20 protein-coding genes and 5 pseudogenes are annotated in these 21,505 nt (G+C 70.0%); 12 read left to right on the top strand and 13 right to left on the bottom strand.

The window, feature by feature from the left end:
- Positions 1-161 precede the first annotated feature (161 nt).
- A pseudogene (locus ACGFQC_RS17685) lies at positions 162-426 on the bottom strand (hypothetical protein); the annotation flags it as partial.
- A gap of 887 nt (positions 427-1,313) precedes the next feature.
- Between ACGFQC_RS17685 and ACGFQC_RS17680 the strand changes: the two are divergent.
- Together ACGFQC_RS17680 and ACGFQC_RS17675 are read left to right on the top strand one after the other, a co-directional pair.
- Positions 1,314-1,646 carry a MerR family transcriptional regulator gene (locus ACGFQC_RS17680; protein WP_363091579.1) on the top strand — a complete coding sequence of 111 codons (333 nt, stop codon included), beginning with the start codon at positions 1,314-1,316 and terminating at the stop codon, positions 1,644-1,646.
- Positions 1,647-1,889: 243 nt separating this feature from the next.
- On the top strand, positions 1,890-2,093 hold the full coding sequence (locus ACGFQC_RS17675; RefSeq protein ID WP_030052720.1) for a cold-shock protein: 204 nt from the start codon (positions 1,890-1,892) through the stop codon (positions 2,091-2,093).
- A 160-nt stretch (positions 2,094-2,253) separates the two neighbouring features.
- On the opposite strand, the pseudogene ACGFQC_RS17670 reads toward ACGFQC_RS17675, so the two are convergent.
- A pseudogene (locus tag ACGFQC_RS17670) lies at positions 2,254-3,290 on the bottom strand (IS3 family transposase).
- Positions 3,291-3,658: 368 nt separating this feature from the next.
- Between ACGFQC_RS17670 and ACGFQC_RS17665 the strand changes: the two are divergent.
- The 7 genes and pseudogenes from ACGFQC_RS17665 to ACGFQC_RS17635 all read left to right on the top strand — a co-directional run.
- Positions 3,659-4,321 (top strand): urease subunit gamma, encoded by a 663-nt coding sequence (locus ACGFQC_RS17665; protein ID WP_363091581.1) that lies wholly within the window; start codon positions 3,659-3,661, stop codon positions 4,319-4,321.
- Positions 4,305-6,152, top strand: coding sequence for an urease subunit alpha (locus ACGFQC_RS17660; RefSeq protein ID WP_363091582.1), 1,848 nt, complete (start codon positions 4,305-4,307; stop codon positions 6,150-6,152). The genes ACGFQC_RS17665 and ACGFQC_RS17660 overlap by 17 nt, the downstream gene beginning before the upstream one ends.
- A gap of 76 nt (positions 6,153-6,228) precedes the next feature.
- Positions 6,229-6,903, top strand: a complete 675-nt coding sequence (locus tag ACGFQC_RS17655) for an urease accessory UreF family protein (protein ID WP_363091583.1) — start codon at positions 6,229-6,231, stop codon at positions 6,901-6,903.
- Positions 6,904-6,941: 38 nt separating this feature from the next.
- Complete coding sequence (gene ureG, locus ACGFQC_RS17650) at positions 6,942-7,640, top strand: urease accessory protein UreG (RefSeq protein WP_363091584.1); 699 nt, start codon at positions 6,942-6,944, stop codon at positions 7,638-7,640.
- Positions 7,637-8,548: an urease accessory protein UreD gene (locus ACGFQC_RS17645; protein WP_363091585.1), complete on the top strand. Its 912-nt coding sequence runs from the start codon at positions 7,637-7,639 to the stop codon at positions 8,546-8,548. The genes ureG and ACGFQC_RS17645 overlap by 4 nt, the downstream gene beginning before the upstream one ends.
- 40 nt (positions 8,549-8,588) lie before the next feature.
- On the top strand, positions 8,589-9,185 hold the full coding sequence (locus ACGFQC_RS17640; RefSeq protein ID WP_363091661.1) for an isochorismatase family protein: 597 nt from the start codon (positions 8,589-8,591) through the stop codon (positions 9,183-9,185).
- A 251-nt stretch (positions 9,186-9,436) separates the two neighbouring features.
- Positions 9,437-10,371 (top strand): annotated as a pseudogene (locus ACGFQC_RS17635) (IS630 family transposase); the annotation flags it as partial.
- Here the strand turns inward: ACGFQC_RS17635 and ACGFQC_RS17630 are convergent.
- From ACGFQC_RS17630 to ACGFQC_RS17590, 9 genes and pseudogenes are all read right to left on the bottom strand, one after another.
- On the bottom strand, positions 10,368-11,075 hold the full coding sequence (locus ACGFQC_RS17630; RefSeq protein WP_363091586.1) for a class F sortase: 708 nt from the start codon (positions 11,073-11,075) through the stop codon (positions 10,368-10,370). The pseudogene ACGFQC_RS17635 and the gene ACGFQC_RS17630 sit on opposite strands and share 4 nt — an antisense overlap.
- Before the next feature lie 10 nt (positions 11,076-11,085).
- Positions 11,086-11,925 carry a DUF4397 domain-containing protein gene (locus ACGFQC_RS17625; RefSeq protein WP_363091587.1) on the bottom strand — a complete coding sequence of 280 codons (840 nt, stop codon included), beginning with the start codon at positions 11,923-11,925 and terminating at the stop codon, positions 11,086-11,088.
- Between the two features lie 322 nt (positions 11,926-12,247).
- Complete coding sequence (locus ACGFQC_RS17620) at positions 12,248-12,784, bottom strand: methyltransferase (protein ID WP_363091588.1); 537 nt, start codon at positions 12,782-12,784, stop codon at positions 12,248-12,250.
- Between the two features lie 86 nt (positions 12,785-12,870).
- Positions 12,871-13,317, bottom strand: coding sequence for a hypothetical protein (locus ACGFQC_RS17615; RefSeq protein WP_363091589.1), 447 nt, complete (start codon positions 13,315-13,317; stop codon positions 12,871-12,873).
- A gap of 165 nt (positions 13,318-13,482) precedes the next feature.
- A complete protein-coding gene (locus ACGFQC_RS17610; protein WP_363091590.1) occupies positions 13,483-14,310 on the bottom strand; it encodes a sugar nucleotide-binding protein in 828 nt (275 codons plus the stop codon).
- 66 nt (positions 14,311-14,376) lie between these two features.
- The gene (locus ACGFQC_RS17605) at positions 14,377-14,802 is read right to left on the bottom strand and encodes a hypothetical protein (protein WP_363091591.1); all 426 of its coding nucleotides are present in this window, start codon (positions 14,800-14,802) and stop codon (positions 14,377-14,379) included.
- Between the two features lie 214 nt (positions 14,803-15,016).
- Positions 15,017-15,295: pseudogene (locus ACGFQC_RS17600) on the bottom strand (DUF1062 domain-containing protein); the annotation flags it as partial.
- A gap of 32 nt (positions 15,296-15,327) precedes the next feature.
- Positions 15,328-15,975 (bottom strand): response regulator transcription factor, encoded by a 648-nt coding sequence (locus ACGFQC_RS17595; protein ID WP_363091592.1) that lies wholly within the window; start codon positions 15,973-15,975, stop codon positions 15,328-15,330.
- Positions 15,972-17,150, bottom strand: a complete 1,179-nt coding sequence (locus tag ACGFQC_RS17590; RefSeq protein ID WP_363091593.1) for a histidine kinase — start codon at positions 17,148-17,150, stop codon at positions 15,972-15,974. The genes ACGFQC_RS17595 and ACGFQC_RS17590 overlap by 4 nt, the downstream gene beginning before the upstream one ends.
- Positions 17,151-17,306: 156 nt before the next feature.
- Here ACGFQC_RS17590 and ACGFQC_RS17585 point away from each other — a divergent pair, with 156 nt between their 5' ends.
- Together ACGFQC_RS17585 and ACGFQC_RS17580 are read left to right on the top strand one after the other, a co-directional pair.
- On the top strand, positions 17,307-17,942 hold the full coding sequence (locus tag ACGFQC_RS17585; RefSeq protein WP_363091594.1) for a VanZ family protein: 636 nt from the start codon (positions 17,307-17,309) through the stop codon (positions 17,940-17,942).
- Positions 17,943-18,503: 561 nt separating this feature from the next.
- On the top strand, positions 18,504-18,740 hold the full coding sequence (locus tag ACGFQC_RS17580) for a transposase (protein WP_393288336.1): 237 nt from the start codon (positions 18,504-18,506) through the stop codon (positions 18,738-18,740).
- A gap of 48 nt (positions 18,741-18,788) precedes the next feature.
- Here the strand turns inward: ACGFQC_RS17580 and ACGFQC_RS17575 are convergent, their stop codons facing one another.
- Positions 18,789-19,565 carry a hypothetical protein gene (locus tag ACGFQC_RS17575; RefSeq protein ID WP_363091596.1) on the bottom strand — a complete coding sequence of 259 codons (777 nt, stop codon included), beginning with the start codon at positions 19,563-19,565 and terminating at the stop codon, positions 18,789-18,791.
- Positions 19,566-19,792: 227 nt separating this feature from the next.
- Positions 19,793-20,233 carry an ALF repeat-containing protein gene (locus ACGFQC_RS17570; RefSeq protein WP_363091597.1) on the bottom strand — a complete coding sequence of 147 codons (441 nt, stop codon included), beginning with the start codon at positions 20,231-20,233 and terminating at the stop codon, positions 19,793-19,795.
- 487 nt (positions 20,234-20,720) lie between these two features.
- Between ACGFQC_RS17570 and ACGFQC_RS17565 the strand changes: the two are divergent.
- Positions 20,721-21,363 (top strand): annotated as a pseudogene (locus ACGFQC_RS17565) (IS5 family transposase); the annotation flags it as partial.
- Between the last annotated feature and the right edge of the window lie 142 nt (positions 21,364-21,505).

Here is a 21,505-nt window from a genome sequence, read left to right as displayed (position 1 = left end):
GGGCGGCCCCCCCCCGCGCCCCCCCGCCCCCGCGCGGCGCGCCCCCCCCGCCCCGGCCGGCCCGGTAAACCCCCCCCCCCCCGGCCCCCCCCCCCCGGGGGGGCCCCCCCCGGCCCGCGGGGCGCCCCCACACTGCGTGCAGCGGGTTCCCGTCGTCGTTGCCCTGCAAGGATCCGGGCGACATGGAAGTACGGACGCGTGGGCGGCCCGTCCTCCTTCACGGGGGCGCCGAAGACGGCGGGCGAACTCACCCAGGTAGGCGGAATTCCTCAGCACATCCGACCCCCTCTGCCTCCACACTGCTTCGGCAGCCAGCCGACCGGTGATGACATTGCCACCGGTGGCCACGGTCAGGGACATCCGGTTGCTCTGGCCGGACTCCACCAAGGCGGCAAAGTCAACCAGCAACTCGCCAGGCTGCGACATGAGGCGGACCGTGTTCGCCGGCCATCCGGCTGCCTGAGCGGTGACGCTCCCGGGCAAGGAAGACGCTCATTCCGGGATCGTCGAGGGCGGCGCAGGGCCCCCTGCCACGCTCGTCAACGGCCGATCTAGGGGGCGTCACGGCTGGAAACGTCCGCCCCGGCCGGTGGAGTTCTCCACGAGACGCAGCGTTGGCCGGTGCCCGCCGACGGTGGGCGCGGCGCAGTCGGCGACGTCACGCTCAGCCCGACATGCCGCGCGGCGGGGGATCCCTGCGCGCCGGGCTGAGCCCGAAGCTGCTTGAACCATCCATGGGCCGGTCGAGGCAGACTGGCCGAGACGGACTACCTCATCTTCGAGCATGCGGAAATCTGTGCCGACCGAAGTAGACATTCGTCGGTGGTGTGGTTATGGTTTCTCTCGTAGCCGAGATCGAGCAAGGCCCGGCAGAGATGAACTGCCGGGCAACAGTACGCAGTTGCGGTTCGCAGGACGGTGTGGTGGAGTCCCGAAGCCAGAGCGGTCGTAGGACGGGCGACGGGGCCGGTTGCCGAAGAGTGGCGCTGTTCGAGGCCGCCAGTGGTTCGCAGTACCAGTAGTGCGCAGTTCCCGTTGGTGAATAGCTGATCAAGAGGGAAGAACGGAGGAGCCGAGCGCCATCAGGATCGCCCGGAGGGAAGTCTTGGACCCGGGTACCGCAGGACATCGATAATGAGGTGGTCTTCGGTCAGGCAACCGCGATCCCCGCGCTCCCGACAGCATCTCGGTCGGGTCTGCGGAAACAGAGGGCCGGTGCAGTATCACGGCCGGCGGATGGTGTGGCAGTTCCTTCGGGGCCCTGGTGCCAGTGCGGTGCCAGGGCCCCTTCACGCGTTCCACAGAGAGGTGCAATGACAGCAGACGACTCGTTCGGCCGTCTCGATGACGACGACTACCCCGCCTATACCATGGGCCGGGCCGCCGAGATGCTCGGCACCGCACAGAGCTTCCTCCGCGCCATCGGCGAAGCCCGCCTCATCACCCCGCTGCGTTCCACAGGCGGACACCGCCGTTACTCCCGCTACCAGCTGCGCATCGCCGCCCGCGAACTCGTCGACCACGGCACTCCCATCGAGGCCGCCTGTCGCATCATCATCCTCGAAGACCAGCTCGAGGAAGCCCAGCGCCTCAACGCCGAATATCGCCGCGCCGCAGAATCGGCGAACCCGACCGCAGCAGCGTGAGAGGAGCGTGCCCGCCTGCGTCGGCGGGCACCGCACGCATGGTCTGCCGTGCGATGTGATCGTTTCCTGTGGTCACGCGGCGTGTGGGCGTGTAGCGTCTGCGTCAGCTGTCGTGGTTCGGAATTCCCCCTTGCCCACGCCTCCGGCGTGGACGTTGTGCTGTGCTGTGCCGCAGGGACCAGGGCGATTACCTCTGCCTTCCACATGGAGTGGGAGGCGTTCATCGACTGGAAGGCATCAGACATGGCAACGGGAACTGTGAAGTGGTTCAACGCCGAGAAGGGCTTCGGTTTCATCGCCCAGGACGGTGGCGGCCCGGATGTCTTCGCGCACTACTCCGCGATCAACTCCACGGGATTTCGTGAGCTCCAGGAAGGCCAGGCCGTGACGTTCGACGTCACCCAGGGCCAGAAGGGTCCGCAGGCCGAGAACATCAACCTGGCCTGATCTCGCAGACCTGCCCGAGGGATCGCGCATACTGCGTCCGGTGAGCGCCGTCCGTGCGGGCTTTGCCGCCCGCCGGGCGAAGCGCCCGCTCTCGTGCCGGGCGTGCACAGGATCAGGGGCCGCGCAGCCAGGGGCTTTGACCTTTGATCCTGAACGCGGGTTATGCGGCTTCGGTCAGCGTAGTTGATGTTGTCTGGAGCGCCCGTTCATAGGTGATCGGGCTGTGGTGGCCGAGGCGGGAGTGGCGTCGGATGGTGTTGTAGCGGTGCAGCCAGCGGAAGAGGTCAAGCTGGCCCCGTGATCGCTGTGGAAAACGGCGCCGGCGAGGCTGCCGCGGGTCCGTTCGGCCGCATGCAGGGCGTCGATGACGAGGTCGGCCCGCATGTGGTCGGCGACCGCCCACCCCGCCAGGCGCCGCGAGGCGAGGTCGATCACGGTCGCAAGGTAACGGAACTTCCCGTCGGCCAGGGGAAGTTTCAAGGTGATGTCGCCGACGTACCTGGTGTTCGCCTGGCCCGCGGTGAAGTCGCGGCCGATCAGGCCCGGGGCCTTCGTCGCGGCCGGGCCGGGGACGGTGGTGCGGTGCCTGCGGAGCAGGCGGAGTCCGGCCGGCCCGATCATCCGCATGATCCGGGCGACGCGCTTGTGATTCACCACCTCGCCGTTCTCCCGGAGCGCGGCGGTGATCCTGGGGACGCCGTAGATGCCGTCCGAGGCCCGGTGAAGCGTGCGTATCCGGGCAGCGAGCCGCGCGTCGGCGTCCTGGCGGGCCGCCCTCACGGCCGCTGTCCTGCGCCAGTAAGTAGAAGCTCGAGCGGGCGAGGCCGAGGATGGTGCACAGCCGCTTCACGCCGTAGCGGCGCTGGTGGTCGGCGACGCACTGGAAGCGGTTCACCAGCGCGTCTCCCCGGCGAAACACTTCGCGGTCTTCCGCAGGATCTCGCGTTCCTCCTGCACCTCGCGGACCTTCTTGCGCAGGGCGGCGTTCTCCGCCTCCCAAGGCGTGGACGGCTCGGCGGGTGTTTCCGCGCGGCGTCCCCGGGGCCGGCTCGCCCCGGCCGCCCGGACCCAGTTCCGCAGAGTTTCGGGGTTGATGCCCAGATCGGCAGCGCCCTACCGGATCGTCGCCTCGGGCCGTGAATGGCACAGCGCGACCGTCTCCGCCTTGAACTCCGGCGGATAGTGCTTCATGACCACGAGATGTCCGTTCTCAGATCCTCAGGATCCAGTGTCTCGTGTCTCGTGTCTCCAGGATCAAGGGGCAACGCCCGACAGCAGGTCGCTCCCACCGTCCTTTCCCGTCTGCTCCCGCCGAGCGGAAGACCCTGGGGTGTACTGGCGGAAGCCGCCGATGCCTCTCCGCCCCGCACGCGGGTATTGCGCCCCGCACACGCCTTTTGATCCCGTTTCACTCCATCCGGGCCGACCAGACCGTTTCACTGTCCATTGGTTCCCTCCCTCTCTCAGGATCGGTCTGCGGCAGGCACAACGGGCGGCGCCTCTCTTTCCGCTTCGTGGTGCTTGCCGCGCGGGCGAAGCGACGGAACAGGAGAAGGGGGACCGGCGTGCATCTGACTCCACATGAGCAGGAACGTCTGTTGATCCACGTGGCGGCCGACGTCGCCCAGCGGCGGCGTGAGCGCGGTCTGCTGCTGAACTATCCCGAGGTCATGGCGTTGTTGACGGCGCATGTCTATGAGGAGGCGCGGGGCGGGGCGACGGTCGACGCGGTGATGGAGTCCGGGCGCCATGTGCTGCGGCGCAGCGAGGTCATGGACGGCGTGCCGGAGATGATCGACAACGTCCAAGTCGAGGCGACGTTCCCGGACGGCACGAAGCTGGTGACCATCCACAATCCGTTCGACGAGGCGTCCACAGAGGTGGACGTCCATCCCGGCAAGCGGGAGCTGCTGCCGGACGAGGACGAGCACCGGGTGGCGTTCAACAAGGGCGCGACGCCGGTGGCGCTGGTTGTGCGCAACCCCAAGGACCGCCCGATCCAGGTGGGATCCCACTTTCATTTCGCCGAGGCCAACGAAGGACTGGACTTCCCCCGTGAGGCGGCCCATGGGATGCGGCTGCACATTCCGTCAGGTACCTCCGAGCGGTTCGAGCCCGGCGACGCGCGCACCGTGATGCTGGTGCCGATCGCCGGCGAGCGGATCGTCCACGGGCTCCAGGCCGACAAGAGCGAAGAGGAGAAGCACCTCGATGCCGGACAGGACTGAGACTGAGAAGGACAAGCCCTGGGACCCGCTGTTGCGTTCCCGCTACGCCGACCTGTACGGGCCGACTGCCGGCGACCGGGTCCGGCTCGCCGACACCAACCTCGTCCTGCGCATCGACGCCGACTGGTGCGGCGGCCCGGGGCGCAGCGGCGATGAAATGGTCTTCGGTGGCGGCAAGGTGATCCGTGAGTCGATGGGCCAGTCGCACATCCCCCGCGATGACCCCCGCGAGCCGGTGGACACCGTGATCACCGGTGCGCTGGTCCTGGACCACTGGGGCGTGGTCAAAGCCGACGTCGGGCTGCGCGACGGCCGCATCCGGGCCATCGGCAAGGCGTACAACCCCGAGACCATGACGCCGCCGGCCAACCGCGACCCACGCGCGTCGGCCTTCGTCGTGGGACCCGAGACGGAGGTGATCTCCGGCCAGGGCCGCATCCTGACCGCGGGTGGCGTGGACACCCATGTGCATTTCCTGTGCCCGGAGCAGATCCACGAAGCGGTTGCCTCAGGGGTGACGACGTTGATCGGCGGCGGCACCGGGCCCGCCGAGGGCAGTACGGCCACCACCGTGACGCCCGGCAAGTGGCACATCCAGCGGATGTTCGAGGCGCTCGACGCCTTCCCGGTCAACATCGGCCTGCTCGCCAAGGGCAGCACCGTCTCCGAGAAGGCGCTGCACGACCAGGTCGTGGCCGGCGCCCTCGGCTTCAAGATCCACGAGGACTGGGGCGCGACCCCGGCCGTGATCGACGCGGCCCTGAACGTGTGCGAGGAGACCGGGGTCCAGGTTGCCCTGCACGCCGACTCCCTGAACGAGTCCGGCTTCGTGCACCACACCTTCGCCGCGACCAAGAAGAACCGCCGGACCAAGGACACCGCCGACTACCGCGGCCTGCACATCTTCCACATCGAGGGCGCCGGCGGCGGTCACGCCCCCGACATGATCAGCCTCGCGAGCAAGCCGAACGTGCTGCCCGCGTCGACCAACCCCACCCGGCCCTTCACGGTCAACACGGTGAAGGAACACGTCGACATGATGATCGTCTGCCACCACCTCAACCCGGAGGTCGAGGCGGACATGAAGTTCGCCGACTCCCGGATCCGGCCCTCCACCATGGCCGCCGAGGACCTGCTGCACGACATGGGGGCCATCTCGATGATGTCCTCCGATGCCCAGGCCATGGGACGCATCGGCGAGATGATCATGCGGACCTGGCAGACCGCGCACGTCATGAAGTCCCGCTACGGCCACCTGCGCGAGGACGACGCCGACGCGGACAACTTCCGCGCCCGGCGCTACATCGCCAAGTACACCATCAACCCCGCCATCACTCATGGCATCGACCACGAGGTCGGCTCCGTCGAGGCCGGGAAACTCGCCGACCTGGTCCTGTGGGAGCCGAAGTTCTTCGGCGTCAAGCCGCACATGGTCATCAAGGGTGGTCAGATCGCCTACGCCCAGATCGGTGACGCCAACGCCTCCATCCCCACCCCGCAGCCCTACCTGCCGCGCCCCGTCTGGGGCTTCAAGGGCCGCGCCCCGGCGTCGAACTCCCTCAACTTCGTTGCCGAGGCCGCCCTCGACGGCGACCTCCCCCGGACCGGGCTGCTCAAGCCCCTGCGTGCGATCCGCTCCACCCGGGGGGTCACCAAGGCCGACATGGTCCACAACGACGGAGTGCCGGACATCGACATCGACCCTGACACCTTCGACGTCACCATCGGCGGCGCCACCACCTCCGACGTCCGCACCACGGTCGACGGACAGGAAGTCGGACGCAACTACGCCACCGAGCTGCCTCTGGCGCAGCGCTACTTCCTGTTCTGACCATCTCGGCCGGGTCCGGGGCGCGCCCGCGCGGCCGGCCCCGGCACCTCTTCGCGAAAGGCGGTCCCGCCACCCCATGAGCCGCACTGCCCTGCTCCTCCTGGCCGACGGCCGCTTCCCCGCCGGCGGGCACGCCCACTCCGGCGGGATGGAGGCCGCCGTCGTCTCCGGCCGGGTCCACGACATCGCGAGTCTGGAGGCGTTCTGCCGGGGGCGGTTGCACACCGCCGGTCTGGTCGCGGCCGGCCTAGCCGCAGCGGCTGCCGGAGGGTACGACGCCCTCGCCCTGGACGAGGCCGCCGACACCCGCACCCCGGTACCGTCGCTGCGCCGCATCGCCCGCCGTCTGGGCCGGCAACTGATGCGTGCGGCCCGGGCCACCTGGCCCAGCGCCGACCTCGACCTCCTCGCCCGGCACCGGCCCCAGGGCGCCCACCAGCCGGTCGTGCTCGGCGTCACCGCACGCGCCGCCGGACTCACCCCGCTCGACGCCGCCCAAGCCGCCGCCTACGAGAGCGTGGGCGGTCCGGCGACCGCCGCGGTGCGCCTGCTGAGCCTGGACCCGTTCGACGCCACCGCCGTCCTGGCGCGGCTCGCCGGCGAACTCGACACCGTCGCCGACGCCGCGGCCGACGCGGCGCGCCGCGTCACTGCCGAGGGCGTCAGCGTCCTGCCCGCCGCCTCGGCTCCCCTGCTGGACATCACCGGCGAGCAGCACGCCGCCTGGAGCGTCCGGCTCTTCGCTTCCTGACCAGCCTGACCAGCCTGACCACTGCCTGGAGCATCCCTGTGCATCTCGACCACCCCGTTACCATGCCGCACCGCCACACCCACAGCGCCGAGCCCCTACTCGCCGACGGCAGCCGCCGCGCCCTGCGCATCGGCTTCGGCGGGCCCGTCGGATCGGGCAAGACCGCGATCGTCGCCGCACTGTGCCGCACCCTGCGTGACCGGCTCTCCCTCGCCGTGGTCACCAACGACATCTACACCCAGGAGGACGCCGCCTTCCTCCGCCGCGAGGCCGTCCTGCCACCGGAGCGGATCACCGCCGTGGAGACCGGAGCCTGCCCGCACACCGCCATCCGCGACGACATCTCCGCCAACCTCGAAGCGGTCGAGCACCTCGAACAGACCCTGCACCCGCTCGACCTGATTCTCATCGAGTCCGGCGGCGACAACCTCACCGCGACCTTCTCCCGCGGACTCGTCGACACCCAGGTCTTCGTCATCGACGTGGCCAGCGGCGACGACATCCCCCGCAAGGGCGGCCCAGGCATCACCACCGCCGACCTCCTCGTCGTCAACAAGACCGACCTCGCCCCCCACGTCGGCGTCGACCTGGACACCATGAGGGCCGACACCCGCAAGCAGCGCAAGGACCTGCCCTACGCCTTCACCAGCCTCACCACGCCCGACGGCGTCCAACCGGTCGCCGACTGGGTCAACGGCTGCCTCGCCGCCTGGCACGCCACCGGGTCCACCCGGTGAACGCCACCACCGCGAAGAAGACGTCGGTCCTGACCCCGGCGCGGACCGGCGAACCTTTCCGAACCGACGGTGGGCCACACGGCCGGCGCTCCGCCGAACCCGCCCCGGCGCACCCGTCCGGCGTCGCCGCCACCGCCCGGATCCGGGCCACCCACAACGGCCGCACCACGACGGTTCCGCTCCTGCACAGCGACGGCCCCTTCCACCTGCGCCGGCTAAGGGCCCACGGGGAACAGGCGCGTGTCTGTGTACTCGGCGCGATGAGCGCGCCGCTCGGCGGAGACCGGCTCACCCTCGACATCACCGCCGAGACACGCACCCGGCTGGAGGTGACCAGCGCAGCCGCCACCATCGCCCTGCGCGGCCCCACCACCGCCCCGGCCACGTACGACGTACGGATCAGGGTGGACGACGACGCGTTCCTGCACTGGCTGCCCGAGCCCTTGATCAGTACCCGGGGCAGCACCCTGCACCAGACGTTCACCGTAGACCTCGCTGCCACCTCCCGCCTTCTGATGCGGGAGGAACAGCTCCTGGGCCGCTCGGGCGAGGCGCCGGGCCACCTCACCACCCGCCTGGCCGTACACCGCGGCGGACGAGCGCTCCTCGACCAGCACACCGCCTACGGCGACCCGGCACCGGCATGGGACGGCCCCGCCGTCCTTGGAACCCACCGCGCCACCGGACAACTCCTCCTGGTCGACCCGAGGCTGGACGCGCCCCAGGAGCCGCATGTCATCGGCGACGACCCGGCCGAGGGACAGGCGGTACTGGTCCCCCTCTCAGACCCCCAGGCCCTCATCGCCACCGCAGTCGCACCGACACCGGCCCGCCTGCGCCACCTCCTGGACACCGCCTTCGCGTACGTCTGCAAGGCGACGAAGCTGGAGGTCCAGGGCGAGCATTAGATCCGTGAACGACCTGAAGGCCGAACCGAAGGGCAAAAACATGGGACGAGCACTGATCGTGGTGGACGTGCAGAACGACTTCTGCGAAGGCGGCAGTGTCCCCGTGGCAGGCGGAGCCGAGGTCGCCGTGAAAGTCCGCGACCTGGTCGGACGCGCGGCGGAGGCCGGGTATCAGCACGTCGTGGCGACCCGCGACCACCACATCGACCCCGGGGACCATTTCTCCGACACCCCCGACTTCAAGACCTCCTGGCCAGTGCACTGCGTGGCCGGCACGCAAGGCTCCGACTTCCACCCGGACTTTCTCCCCGCCGTACACGCCGGGGCCATCGACGCCGTCTTCTACAAGGGGGCCTACGAGGCCGCCTACAGCGGTTTCGAAGGCGCTGACGAAAACGGGACGACGATGACCACGTGGCTGCATGAGCACGGCATCACCACCGTGGACGTCGTTGGCATCGCCACCGACCACTGCGTGAAAGCCACCGCCCTGGACGCCGCCGCAGCTGGATTCACCACGCGAGTCCTGCTTGACCTGACCACCGGCGTGCACCACGACACGATCCAGCAAGCCCGCGACGAACTTAGCCAAGCAGGCGTGGAACTGGCCGGCACACCCGTGGTCGCGGAGGCCTAGACCTCCAACTCCCCTCAAAAAGAAGGAGTTGGCGTGAGTGTCGACCAGATTGTGGAACCACCCCAGATCCTCGCCCGCCGAGCAGGCGACGGCCGGATGCTGCACATGGACGGCGTGGAGCCGACCTACATACGACGCCTGGACGGAGCGATTGAGCGCGGACGCATCCTCTTATGGAGGCAGGCAAAGCGCCTGGAGTCGAACCGGGGGCCATACTCAAGATCGACCTCGGCGACGAACTCAATCAAACCCGCTACGAGAAGACCGCGACCATCTACCGCACCTGGCGGCGGCGTTTCATCGAACGTGGCCTGGACGGCCTGTCCGACGAGCCGCGGCCCGGTGTCCCGCGGAAGATCACCGACGCGGACGTCGAGCGGGTCATCGTCAAGACGCTGGAGGAGAGGCCGAAGAGCGCCACCCACTGGTCGACGAGGTCGATGGCGGCGGCCACCGGCATGTCGCAGTCGGCGATCTCGCGGATCTGGCGGGCGTTCGCGTTGGCCCCGCACCGCTCGCAGACGTTCAAGCTGTCCACGGACCCGTTGTTCATCGACAAGGTCCGTGACGTCGTCGGCCTGTATCTCGACCCGCCGGAGAAGGCCCTGGTCTTGTGCGTGGACGAGAAGTCTCAGGTGCCGGCCCTGGACCGGTCCCAGCCGGTGTTGCCGATGATGCCCGGGGTTCCCGAGCGTCGCAGTCACGACTACGTCAGGGCCGGCACCACCACTCTGTTCGCGGCCCTGGAGGTCGCCACCGGCAAAGTGATCGGCTCTGTGCACCGCAGGCATCGGGCCGTGGAGTTCAAGAAGTTCCTGGCCAGGCTGGACAGGGAGGTGCCCGCCGAGCTCGAGGTCCATCTGATCCTGGACAACTACGTCACCCACAAGACGCCCGCCGTCAAGCAGTGGCTGGTGGCGCATCCGCGTTTCCACCTGCACTTCACGCCGACGAGTTCGTCCTGGCCGAACCTGGTGGAACGGTGGTTCGCCGAGCTCACACAGAAGAAACTCAAGCGAGGCGTCCACCGCTCCGTCCAGGCCCTCGAACGCGACATCCGTTCCTGGCTGGCCGACTGGAACGAGCACCCCAGACCGTTCGTCTGGTCGTCTGGACGAAGACCACCGACGAGATCCTCGACAAAGTAGCCGCCTACTGCCGACGAATCTCCGACTCAGGTCACTAGCTCTGGGCTGGTGAGTCGCGGGTGGGTTCCGGCTCCTGGACGGGGAGGGCGTATACCAGCAGGTTCCGCTGGTAACCGCCGTGTTCGCGGTCGTACGGGGGGGCGCAGGTGACCAGGGTGAGGACCGGCCGTCCGTGACGCCGGAACACCTCCTTGGGGAGGTTGTCCCTGTCGACCACCTCGCGTGCTGCCACCTCGTACCGCACGGGGGGCGCGTCTCGGCGAGCGATGGTGACGGCGTCCCCCTTGCGGACCTCGTACAGCTTGGCGAAGGCGCCCAGGCGGCCGGTGCGGTCGTCCACATGGCCGATGAGGACGGCGGATCCGGCCCGCGCGCCCGGCGCGGGGCCGTATCGGTACCAGCCGGCCTGTCCGGCGTCGCCGGGGATCTCCACGGTGCCGTCGTCCTCGACGCCGACGCCCAGGACGTGGGCGTCCAGGGAGACCCGTGGGACGCGCAGCGCCGTCGGCTCGGGCGCGGGGCCGGACGCGTCCTCCGCCTTACCCGGTCCGCCGTCGTAGGTCCCGGACGCGTGCCCGGCCGTGGGTTCCTGGGCCCGCGGCCGGGACCCGAAGTCCGACGGCACCGAGTCTCCGGACGGCCACAGCGACCAGACCAGCAGCGCCGCCATGACGACGGCGACGACCGCGGCGGCCGCTACGGCCGCCGCGGAGGATCGCCCGCCCCTGCGCGAGGAACGCATGGACAGGCCGTCAGTCTCTCCGGCTGTGCAGGCGACGGGCGGCCAGCAGACCGGCGACCGCGACGGCGCCCGCGGTGCCCCAGGCGAGCCAGGCGGTGGCGGAGTCGTTGTCGGCGGCCATCGCGCCGCTCTCACCGGCGTTCACCCCGTTCGGCGCGGAGTCCGTGCCGCTGATCGTCTGTGTCGCCAGCGCGAGGTTCTTGTCCTCGGCGCTGCCCCAGGCGTAGACGACCGTGCTCCTGCCCTCGGCCAGGTCGAGGTCGGCGGGGCCGATGGCCACGGTGCTGGTCCCGGCCAGGACGACATCGGCGCTGACCGTGCCGGCGGGCACCTCGAGCGACTTCTCGTTCGGATTGGTCAGACCCTCGATGATCGGCTTGCCGTCCGCGCGGACGTCCACGGCGGGTGCCGCGGCCACGTGCCGGACGGTCAGCCGCGACTGACCGGCCGGGACCTTGGCGGTGTCGTTGACGAACGCGGTGAGCGTGGGGTTGCCCTTCGCGTCGAGGTGGGCCGCGAGCGTGGCGTTCGCCCCGGCCGGGACGTCGACGCTCTTCTGGATGGCGGGTTTGCCGTCGGGGCCCTCGCCGTCGGCGAAGATCTCGATGTCGTAGGTGCCCGCGTCCAGTGGCTGGGACTCGGTCACGGTGCCGGGCTTGAAGTCGGGGATCAGTTCGTTCCCGTTGGCGTACACGTCGACGGTGAGGCCCGGAACACCATGGAAGACGGACACGGACGCCTTTCCGTTCTCCTGCGCCGTACCTTCCGCGGAGGCGGGAACGGCTATGGCTAGGGACAGTGCACAGGCGCTGGCGGTAGCGGCTGCTGTTTTCCTGCTGCGTGAGTTCATCAGCGGAATTCCCTTCGTGGGGGACCCGGGCGCACATCGGGCCCGACTGCCGGTGGAGCGGCTTTCGATGCACGGATGAGGTCGTGGGTCGGATGCCAGGTGGGCCTTTCACCGGCCCCGTACCGGCGTCCGTCGCGCTGTCGCTCGGCACAACGTGGCGGGTGCTGCCTGTGGCGAGAGGGGGGTGGCTCCTGGTGCCCTGAACCGAGCACAGCACGTCGAGCCTGGCCGGTGCGAGGCGGACGCTCTTCATCGAGCGGACTGTTCTCGCCAAGCCTGATCCACTTTGCACGCCCTGTGGATATTTCGCCACTTTCGTCGTTTATGTCATGTATTCCTCATGCGGGGGCGGCGCACCGACCTGGTCGGCCCCGGCTGGCTCGGGCCCTGCGGATAACCCGCGCTCTGGGCGGTGCGGCGGGTTGATGATCACCAGGTCGAACCGCTCGTCCGGCGCGTACTCCTCCAGCGGCGACGTGACACACGTCAGCCGTGAGCCGTCGAGCCCGTTGGCCCTCACGTTGGCCACGGTCTGGGCGACGGAGGCGGGGTTGATGTCCAGGGAGGTCACCCGCTCGGCACCGGCCGCGAGCAGGGCAACGCTGTAGAGACCGGAACCGGCGCCGATGTCCAGGGCGTCGACGCCCTCCAGTACGGGAGCGCCGGTGCCGTTGAGCGCGCTGAGCAGGCTCAGTCCGCAGTCGGTCGGGAACAGGACCTCCGAGGGGTCTTCCACCATGAGCCGCAGACGTGTGCCGCGGAACTCGAAGATTCCGCACGAGGGCCGGGCCTCCCACAGCGAACCGCTCTCGCCGGCGGGCAGGACACGGCGTCGTATCGGTGTGCGGTCGGGGGGCACTGGTCCTCGGAACGGAACCTTTCAGAGGGAGGGGCGGGAGGGGACCACGGGGTTCGCCGCGACCGGCGTGTGTCCGGTCTGGCCGGTCACTTGGCGAGGGCGGACAGCACGATGCGTACGGAGTCGTCGGCGATGCGCCGCGCGCGTGACTGCGGAACCAGGCCCTCGACATAGCCGAAGTTCCACGCGAGCCGGCCGTGAACGGTGGTCGCCGTCGCTACGACGGCACCCATCACCGAGACGCCCGTGAGGAACTGGGCGCCGTTGATCCGCCAGGAGCCGGCCTGTTCGGGGAAGTCGTAGCGGCCGACGTTGGACAGGCACAGGTTGATCGGCCCTTCCTCGTCCATGAACCGCATGAACGACTCGCCGTCCGCCAGCGGCGATTCGGGACCCGCCACGCGCGGCAGGCTGATCGTGGCCAGGTGGTCCTGCCGCTTCCGGCGCCGCACCAGGTCCTGGCTGACGGTCCGGGCCATGGGCCACAGCGACCCGCCCGGCTCGTACCGGACGCGGGTGGGGACCGTGGCCACATAGGTGCCGACCTCGTCGGGGAGGACGGGCGGTTCGAGGTCGGCGCGGAAGTCGACCGGCGAACCGACCGAGAAGTGCGCGGTCCACGCGTCCAGCTTGCCCGGCCACCTCCACCTCCACCTGCGCCCCGGCCCGAGCCCGCAGCTCGGTGCCGGGCTGGGTGCTCACGCTGGTGTGGTACAGAACTGGCGGGCACCGCGCAGCGTAGTGCGTAGATTCCGCTGGGTGGCCCGGCTGTCGAGGCGTACGTCGAGGGCGCCGGGAAGTGTGCTGTGGGCCCGCAGGCCCGTGGGCAACCGGGAGGCATCCAGGCCGTCACGCCTGACGATGAGGATGCCGAGCTCGTGACGGCTCACAGGGGCGGGTCCTGCGAGACGGCGGACGCCGGCCGCGTCGCCGCACGCCAGTTCCAGGAGGGCGGCGGCCAGGTCGGCGACGTGCGCCGGGCAGCGGATGCCATCGGTGAACAGGGCGCCGTCGCGGGTACCGGCGGCCAGTTCATGCACGACGCGCTCATGCACGGAACCCCCATCGCCGATGATCAGCGACGTGCGGGCGACGGCGGCCTGCGGATGCACGAGGAGGATCCCGGTCTCCGCTGCCGCCTTCGCCGCCCCATATGGGGTGACGGGGTCAGGCAGGCACGACTCGCCGTAATGGACTCGGGCGCCGGAGAACACCGCGTCGCTGGACACGTGGACCAGGCGGCTTCCGTACTTCGCCGCCGCCATCGCCAGCCGGACGGGCCCCTGAGCCGTCACCGCCCGGTCGGCGTTGCCGCTCGATGCGTCGACGACGAGATCCGTGCCGACTTCGGCCATGACGGCATCCATGCGTCCTGGATCCCGCAGGTCAAGTGGGTACCACGCGGCGTGGGAAGCGGTACCGGGCCTGGTCGCGTAGGTCGCGACCGTTGCGTGCCCGGCCCTTGCCGGCTGCCGGATCGACTCAGTGCCCAGGAAGCCGCTCCCGCCGATGACCAAGACCGTCATGACGCGACACGGGACACCGTCCCGACGACGGTCGAGTACCTGCGTGGACTGGTGGGTTGACGTACGTCAGTGCTGTCGGGCCTTCAGCGCCAGGTGCTGGAGCGCCGCGAAGCCGGCCACCGTCAGCGCCTGCAGCACCGTCCACACGGCGCCCGCCGCGGTCGGCGACAGCCAGAGGGCGAGAGCAAGGCAACTGACACCCGCCCAGGCGAGGTTGGCCTCGATCACCACGCGCACGGGCAGGGCGGCCGGGCGGGCACGGGAGGCGAGCAGGCCGACGCCGGCCGCGTACGCCGCGAGGAACGCGCCGAGGGCGAGCAGCAGGCCCGGGTCGACGCCGAGGAGACGGCCGAGCGGGCCGGAGGCGGCGAGGTAGGCCAGGCCGTTGGCGCCGGTGACCACGGCGTCCAAGGCGAGGAAGCGGCGCAGCGCGGTGTGCGGCTCGGCGGTGCGGGCAAGGGCGGTGAGCGTGGTGGGCTGGGTGGCGGACATGAGGAATCACCCTCCGTCGAGGTAGGGACGCGGCCTGGGCGACGGGTTCCGGACCGGAGTGCACCGGCCCGGAACCGTCGCCACCACGATCCCGTCCGTGGAGGGGGCGGGTCGATTACTCCTGGGGTAATGCACGGCGTCCGCGCTCCCCGGCGGGGGATCGCGGGGTCTGCCCGGCGGATCTCGCCGGACAGGCCCCGGTCCCGAGGAAGGCTCAGCGCTTCAGCGTGAAGGTGAAGTCGCCGGAGAGCCTGCCGCTCAGCCGGACCGCCGAGACGAGTCTCCCCTCCGTGATCAGTCCCTCGACCTCGGCCCATGACAGACCGCATCCTTCAGCGATCAGTCGCACCGGCCGGACAGGGACCCGTGCCGCAAAGCGGACGGAGACGTCGATCACCTCGCGGTCGAGGTGATCCGATCCGCCGGTGTCGAGGCGCCAGGCGTTGTCCCGGTCGAGGACGATGCGGTTACGGCGCCGCACGACCGGATCCCGCCAGCGGGTCAGGCCGTCCGCTCGCGGGCCGGTCAGCGGGCGAGTCCCGACTCCCAGACCCAGGCCGCTATCTCGACGCGGTTGCGGACACAGAGTTTGCTCTGGATGTTGGTGAGATGGGTCTTCACCGTGCCCGCACTGATGTGCAGGGCGGCGGCGATCTCCATGTTGGTGTGCCCGCGGGAGACGAGGGTGGCGACCTCGTTCTCGCGCTGGGACAGGGGTGAGGGACGGGCCGGGACGGCAGCGGCGGGGCGGGCGAACTGCTGGAGCAGGCGGACGGTGATGGAGGGGCTGATGAGGGCCTCGCCGGAGGCGGCGGAGCGGACGGCCTCGGCCAGCAGGCGAGGGCCCGCGTCCTTGAGGAGGAAGCCGCAGGCACCGTCGCGCAGGGCCTGGTGGACGTACTCGTCGTCGTCGAAGGTCGTCACCATGACGACCCTCGGGGTGTGCGCGGCTCCGGGACGGCGCAGGTGCCGCAACGCCTCGATGCCGTTCAGCCGCGGCATGCGAATGTCCATGAGGACGACGTCGGGGCGGTGCCGCTCGACCTGCTGGATCGCGGCGACTCCGTCCGCGGCCTGAGCGACGACCTCGATGTCGTCCTCGGCCGCCAGGATCATGGCCATGCCGGTGCGGACGATCGTCTGGTCGTCCGCGAGAAGGACACGGACGGTCATCGGGACACCTGCCGCAGGGGGAGGGGGAGTTCGAGTTCAACGCGCCAGCCGGTCTCGGGGCCGGGTCCTGCGGACAATGTGCCCCCAGCGGCGTCGATGACCTCGCGCAGGCCGCGCAATCCGTAGCCGGTGCCGTCGGACGGGCGGTGGTGTCCGTCATTGGTAATCCGGGCGGTCAACCGGCGGCGGAGGACGTCCAGGTGCACCTGCGCGGTGGTGCAGCCGTGGGCGTGCTTGCGGATGTTCGTCAGTGCCTCCATGACCACGCGTTCCACAAGGTGGGCGGCGTCCGCAGGGAGGCTGTCGACCGGGCCGGTCTCGGTGAGGCCGACCCGGGCCCCGGGCAGTCGGCAGTCGGCGACGAGGGCGCGGACGGCGTCCGTGCCCGGCGCCCGTGTGTTCGGGACGGTGTCCTCGCGCAGGGCTCCGACCATCTTGCGCATCGCGGTCAGCGCCTCGGCTCCGGTGGTCTCGATGAGTTCGAGGGCGTCGCCCACTGCCTGGGGGTTCCTGGCCGCGATGGCACGGGCGCCCTGCGCCTGGACCACGATGCCCGATATGTGGTGGGCGACGAAGTCGTGCAGGTCACGGGCGAACCCGAGGCGCTGTTCGAATCTGATCTGCTCCTCGCGCTGTCGGCGGGAGGCGACGACCAGACGGACGGTGAGGCCGGAGGCCAGGGCGCCGCTGGCCACCAGCGTCAGGATGAGCGCGACGATGCTGCTGGCCTCGTCGACCTTGATCACCAACGGACGCAGGATGAGGGCGGTCATGAGCAGCGGCAGGGCGACGGCGGTGCCCGCCGAGGGACCCCGCCGCGCCGTCACGTGCAGCAGCACCATCAGGGCGGTCGGCTCGGACAGGGTATAGACGTCGGAGGCCTGGTCCAGCTGCCCGCTGCCTGCCGCCACCCGCAGCCCGACCGAGCAGGCCAGCGACACCAGGGCTACGCCGCACGCCGCCCACGCCAGCGCCGCGGGGGGCAGCCTGATCCCCCCGGCGGAAAAGCCGCCGACCGCCGCCGCGGCCGTCGACAGGAACAGCAGGATTCCGGCGCCCTGGCTTTCGAGGGCGCCGGTGTCGACGTCGATCAGCAGGGCCGCTCCGAGGACGCAGACCAGCAGGGCGCTGCCGGCGAGCCGCCCGGCAGGCGCCGCGCGCAGGTGTCTGAGCATGGTGAGAACCCTAGCCGCGCCCGCCACCTGGCCTCCTCTGCCGAAAGTCGTAGCCGTGCGCCGAGGAATAGGTCCTTCGGAAGATCCGCCGGGCCTGGTACCGGAAGGAAGCTGAACGACGTCAGCACCGCTCGACCCGACCGAAGGATCACCCTCATGGACATCCGGTTCCAGGTGGACTCCGCACCCGTTCTCGGCCCCCTGCTCGTCCTGTTCGCGGCCGGCACCGTCATCCAGGTGAAGCGCGGGGCGTGGGACAGACGCCGCGGTCTGCTGCGGTTGACCGCCGCCGTCTACACCGCCGCCGTGCTGTCCCTGACAGTTTTTCCACTGGACGTGACGTGGGGTGAGTACGCCAACCAGGCTCCCTGGATCGGCCAGATCAACTTCGTCCCGCTGCTCACCGCGGACATCACCATCGTCCCCAACGTCATCATGATGGTGCCGGCCGGCTTCCTGCTGCCCCTGCTGTTCCGCCACGCCACCTCAGCGCCTCGAGCGGCCCTGATGACGGCGGCGACCAGCCTGTCCATAGAAGCCGCCCAGCTGCTGTCATACATCATCCTGAACAACGGTCGTTCCGTGGACGTCAACGACCTGCTTTCCAACACGCTCGGTGGACTCGTCGGCTACGCCCTGGTGACCCTCGCCCTGCGCGCGCCGGTCCTGAGTCGGCCCCTCCTCGCGGTCTCGCTGCCCCGCTCCGCGGCGCTGCAGGACGACCGCCGGGGGACGGCGGCCGCCGACGGCTCCCAGTCAGCCCCGACCACGGACCCTGTCGTCCGTTCCTGACCCCGCCCGCCACCGGCGGATGCCACGACGGACTGCCACGCCTTACAGGTCGTTTTCTCCCGTTGTTTCATCCCGGAATCCGCGGTTGATGCATCTTTGCGGGGTCGCGCCGGGAGAGGGCGCTCTCGCCGGTGAAGCGGCGGGCCATGAGAGGTCGTTTTCATCTTCAGTGTGTGGTTGTCACTGGCTTTCTGCGGTCGGCCGGCGTGGTGCCGGTGAGACTACGGATGCGTGTAGGTCTCACTGGCTGTTCTCTATCCGCTCGGGTGGTCGGTGGGGTTCGAACAGGGGCCTGGTCTGGGTGAGTCTGCAGGTGCGGACGCGTGGAAGAAGGGCCTCTTGGTGGCTCGCGGATGTCGAGTCCGGCGAGAAGCAAGAGGCCCTGTTGTCGAAGCGTCGCGTGGTCACGGTTGCCGGGTCCAGCTGGTCCACTCCTGGGTGTGACTGCCTCGCCCACAGGTTCGGAGACGCAGCCGACCGGCCAGGGTGCCGACCCCGGTACGACTCGGACATGAGCGATGACGAGTGGGCCGTGGTGCGGGACCTGCTGCCGGTTCCGGAATGGCCGGCCGGGACGGACGGCCGGAGGGCTACTGCCACCGACGGATGCTCGACGCGATCCGCTACCTCGTCGACAACGGCATCAAGTGGCGGTCGATGCCCTCGGACTTCCCGCCCTGGCCACGGTGTGCGCGAACATGCGCGGCGCGGCTACACGCGTCGCGTTCGCGCTCCTGCCGGAGGGCCGGCACAACCTGCCCGGCGACCCTGTGGACGCCTGGCGCGAGCTGGCTGTGACGGACGGCGCGGGCGTGCGCAGTGGGCAGAGCGCAGGGGCGGGCCCGATCAGTTGGCCGACGTGTTCCGTGTCATCTCGGCTGCCTCGGTGATGGCACGTTGTCTGAGATCGCCGAACAGCTGCATCGTGACGGCGGCCAGGACGTCGTCCCCGCCAACAGTGCGCCCGTCCCCGCGGCGGGTGGACAGGGCGAGGAGGGGGTCCTTGAGCAGCGGGGCCGGGGCTGGCTCTCCCGGCACCACCAGACTGACCGTCCCGAACCGCTTGACCCCGCCCTCGCGGACGACCTTGGCCGCGTCCCGGGCCAGGTCCGTCAGGAACACGCTCGCGATTCCGTCCAGGTCGTGGACCATCGCCGGGACCGCCCTCACCCCCCGGCTCCCCAGCAGCCTTCTCACCCCGGCCTCGAACCGGTGGGCGCCAGCCACACCGCTCGGTGTACGCGCCCCGCGGCGCTCACGAAGAGACACGAGCGCACCATCGGCGTTGCGCACCTCGCCCATCAGGCCGTGGAAGGTCGGGCTGTGCAGGTACCACGCCGATCCCACCTCCACCTCGACGTTCCGGTCGATCGCCGAGATGAGGTCCTTGGGAATCAGCCTCTTCCTGGCCTCCTCGGCCGCCGCGCTTCTCGCGCCGTCGATGATCTCCGTCAGCACGGTCCGCGTCACCGACGCGGCGGTCCACGCGGCCGGCCGGGAGACGTGCAACGAGGTCACGTCCCTGAACACCGCTTTGACGAGCTGAGGCTTGAACGGCAGGTCGGTCACGACGGAAGCTGTCCGCGGACCGCTGCGCTCGGGGCGTAGGGGGTGTGTGGTCATCGAGGAATGTGCTTTCTGCTGTCGGAGGTGTCAGTGGCCCATGCCGCACCGGGCGGCGAGACCACAGAGCCCTGCGGAGGGCGCCGAGCCGGCACAGGACCTGCCGGGCGGGGCCGCCGGCACACAGAGGTGCAGGCCGCCCCGCCCGGATTCTCGGCGTTCCGGCGACCGGGCGTGCGGCAGGGGGTGCTACCCGGGCGACGCGCTGTGGTGCGGCGCCGTGCCGGTCAGGCGACCTGGTACCTGCCGACTTCCAGGAAGTGACGCAGTGCTTCGGGTGTGTTGTCGTCGAGGGCGGCGTTGGCTGCCGCGCGCAGAGCCAGGCTGATGGACGGGTCGGCGAGGACGCGGGCGATGGCGACGAGGTCGTCCTCGGCCTGGGCGATCCGGTAGCCGGTCTCCAGCCAGGCGCGCATCGCCTCGGGGTCGTTGGCGTCCAGGAGGGCGTTGGCTTCTCGTGTCACACGCCGGCCGCTGCCCGGGTCGGCGAGGATCCGGACTATGGCCACCCTCAGGTCGTCGGCGTCCGGCTCGTCCGCGGACGAGGACACCGCGGGCACCGTCACCGCGGTCGGTGCCGCCGTGGCGGCGAAGGACGGGGTGGCGAGCAGGAGGGCCGGGGCGAGGATGCCCGCGGCAATGCCGGGCGCTACGCGACGCAGTCGCAAGGGGAATGCTCCTCTTCGTTTGCTACGGAGGTGAGTTGAGGACGCCTCAGGGCGTTCACTTCGGTGATGCTGCCACCTGGGTCTGACAGTGGCAGTTGCCCCGCTGCGGTCGCAGGGCACCGTCGCCACGGACGTGGCAGGTGTTTCATGGCGGCGCGCCTTCGAGAGGGGCGGCCTTGAGCGCGGCTCGTGGATGTCGGGGCATGATCGGGGCGAGACGATTCCTGGGGGCGGTCGTGGTGTGGTCCGAGCGTGTGGTGGTGCGCGACGGGGTTCGGCTTGTCTGCCGGGACCGGGGCGGGCCGGGGGAGCCGGTCGTGCTGCTGGAGATGCGGGTTGGTTCTTGCTGTTCAGATGGGGTGACAGGTGAGGCGGGAAGTGTCTTGTGTCTGTCTCATCCCAGGACGTCCGGTCTTCGCGGACGCGTGCATCCGTTGGTGTCGCTGTGCGCCTGGGCGCACTCGGTCCGCGGCGGTAAGCCGGAGGCATGCCGACGCGAGGCCCGTATCCGAGTGATCTGTCCGATGCCCGCTTGGAGTTGATCGAGCCGGTGCTCTCTGCCTGGCGCCTCGAGCGCCGCGGCAGGGCCCTGGACTTCGGCCGACCGCCGGAACACGACCTGCGCGACATCATGGACGCGATCTTGTACGTGGACCGCACCGGAGTCCAGTGGCGCTACCTGCCACACGACTTCCCGCACTGGAACACGCTCTACGGACTCCTTCGCCAAGTGGCAGCAGGACGGCGTGTTCGCCCAGCTCAACGGCCTGCTCCGGCAACTGCTACGGGAGGAGGAAGGACGGGACGCCGAGCCGTCGGCCTGTGTGATCGACGCACAGAGCGTCAAGACCTCCACCAGCGTTCCCGCCGCCGGCCAGGGCAGCGACGCGGGGAAGAAGATCGTCGGCAGGAAGCGGAACATCGTCACCGACACCCTCGGACTGCTGCTTGCCGTGCTGGTCGCCGCGGCAAGCAGCAGGACTCCGCCGCCGGCACCCGGCTCCTGGACCAGGTCGCCGCCGACCATCCCGGTATCCGTAAGGTTGTGGGTCGGCGGCGGCTACCGACAGCACCTCGTCGAACATGCCGCCGTTCTTGGCATTTGGGTGGACCGGATACGCAAACGGCCACTGATGATCGCATGTGATCCGATGGCAGGCACGGCGCTCTTGAGCCTTCCACTGGCGGCGTGGCTCGACGCCCTCACCTTTCAGCACCTGGTCGTCGTCGCGCTGATCTGCGGCACCGCGGCGGTGTGCTTCAACACCGCAT

Source organism: Streptomyces sp. NPDC048734 (genome assembly GCF_043198675.1).
GTDB lineage: Bacteria > Actinomycetota > Actinomycetes > Streptomycetales > Streptomycetaceae > Streptomyces.
This window is presented reverse-complemented; position numbering and strand designations above follow the sequence as displayed.

What these genes read in the sequence shown, in the direction of transcription:
- ACGFQC_RS17655 (WP_363091583.1), top strand. Translation starts at nt 6,229, where the DNA reads ATGAGCCGCACTGCCCTGCTCCTCCTGGCCGACGGCCGCTTCCCCGCC.
- ACGFQC_RS17585 (WP_363091594.1), top strand. Translation starts at nt 17,307, where the DNA reads ATGGACATCCGGTTCCAGGTGGACTCCGCACCCGTTCTCGGCCCCCTG.
- ACGFQC_RS17680 (WP_363091579.1), top strand. Translation starts at nt 1,314, where the DNA reads ATGACAGCAGACGACTCGTTCGGCCGTCTCGATGACGACGACTACCCC.
- ACGFQC_RS17595 (WP_363091592.1), bottom strand. Translation starts at nt 15,975, where the DNA reads ATGACCGTCCGTGTCCTTCTCGCGGACGACCAGACGATCGTCCGCACC.
- ACGFQC_RS17630 (WP_363091586.1), bottom strand. Translation starts at nt 11,075, where the DNA reads ATGCGTTCCTCGCGCAGGGGCGGGCGATCCTCCGCGGCGGCCGTAGCG.
- ACGFQC_RS17660 (WP_363091582.1), top strand. Translation starts at nt 4,305, where the DNA reads ATGCCGGACAGGACTGAGACTGAGAAGGACAAGCCCTGGGACCCGCTG.
- ACGFQC_RS17580 (WP_393288336.1), top strand. Translation starts at nt 18,504, where the DNA reads ATGGCCGGCCGGGACGGACGGCCGGAGGGCTACTGCCACCGACGGATG.
- ACGFQC_RS17575 (WP_363091596.1), bottom strand. Translation starts at nt 19,565, where the DNA reads ATGACCACACACCCCCTACGCCCCGAGCGCAGCGGTCCGCGGACAGCT.
- ACGFQC_RS17590 (WP_363091593.1), bottom strand. Translation starts at nt 17,150, where the DNA reads ATGCTCAGACACCTGCGCGCGGCGCCTGCCGGGCGGCTCGCCGGCAGC.
- ACGFQC_RS17675 (WP_030052720.1), top strand. Translation starts at nt 1,890, where the DNA reads ATGGCAACGGGAACTGTGAAGTGGTTCAACGCCGAGAAGGGCTTCGGT.
- ACGFQC_RS17640 (WP_363091661.1), top strand. Translation starts at nt 8,589, where the DNA reads ATGGGACGAGCACTGATCGTGGTGGACGTGCAGAACGACTTCTGCGAA.
- ACGFQC_RS17625 (WP_363091587.1), bottom strand. Translation starts at nt 11,925, where the DNA reads ATGAACTCACGCAGCAGGAAAACAGCAGCCGCTACCGCCAGCGCCTGT.
- ACGFQC_RS17610 (WP_363091590.1), bottom strand. Translation starts at nt 14,310, where the DNA reads ATGACGGTCTTGGTCATCGGCGGGAGCGGCTTCCTGGGCACTGAGTCG.
- ACGFQC_RS17605 (WP_363091591.1), bottom strand. Translation starts at nt 14,802, where the DNA reads ATGTCCGCCACCCAGCCCACCACGCTCACCGCCCTTGCCCGCACCGCC.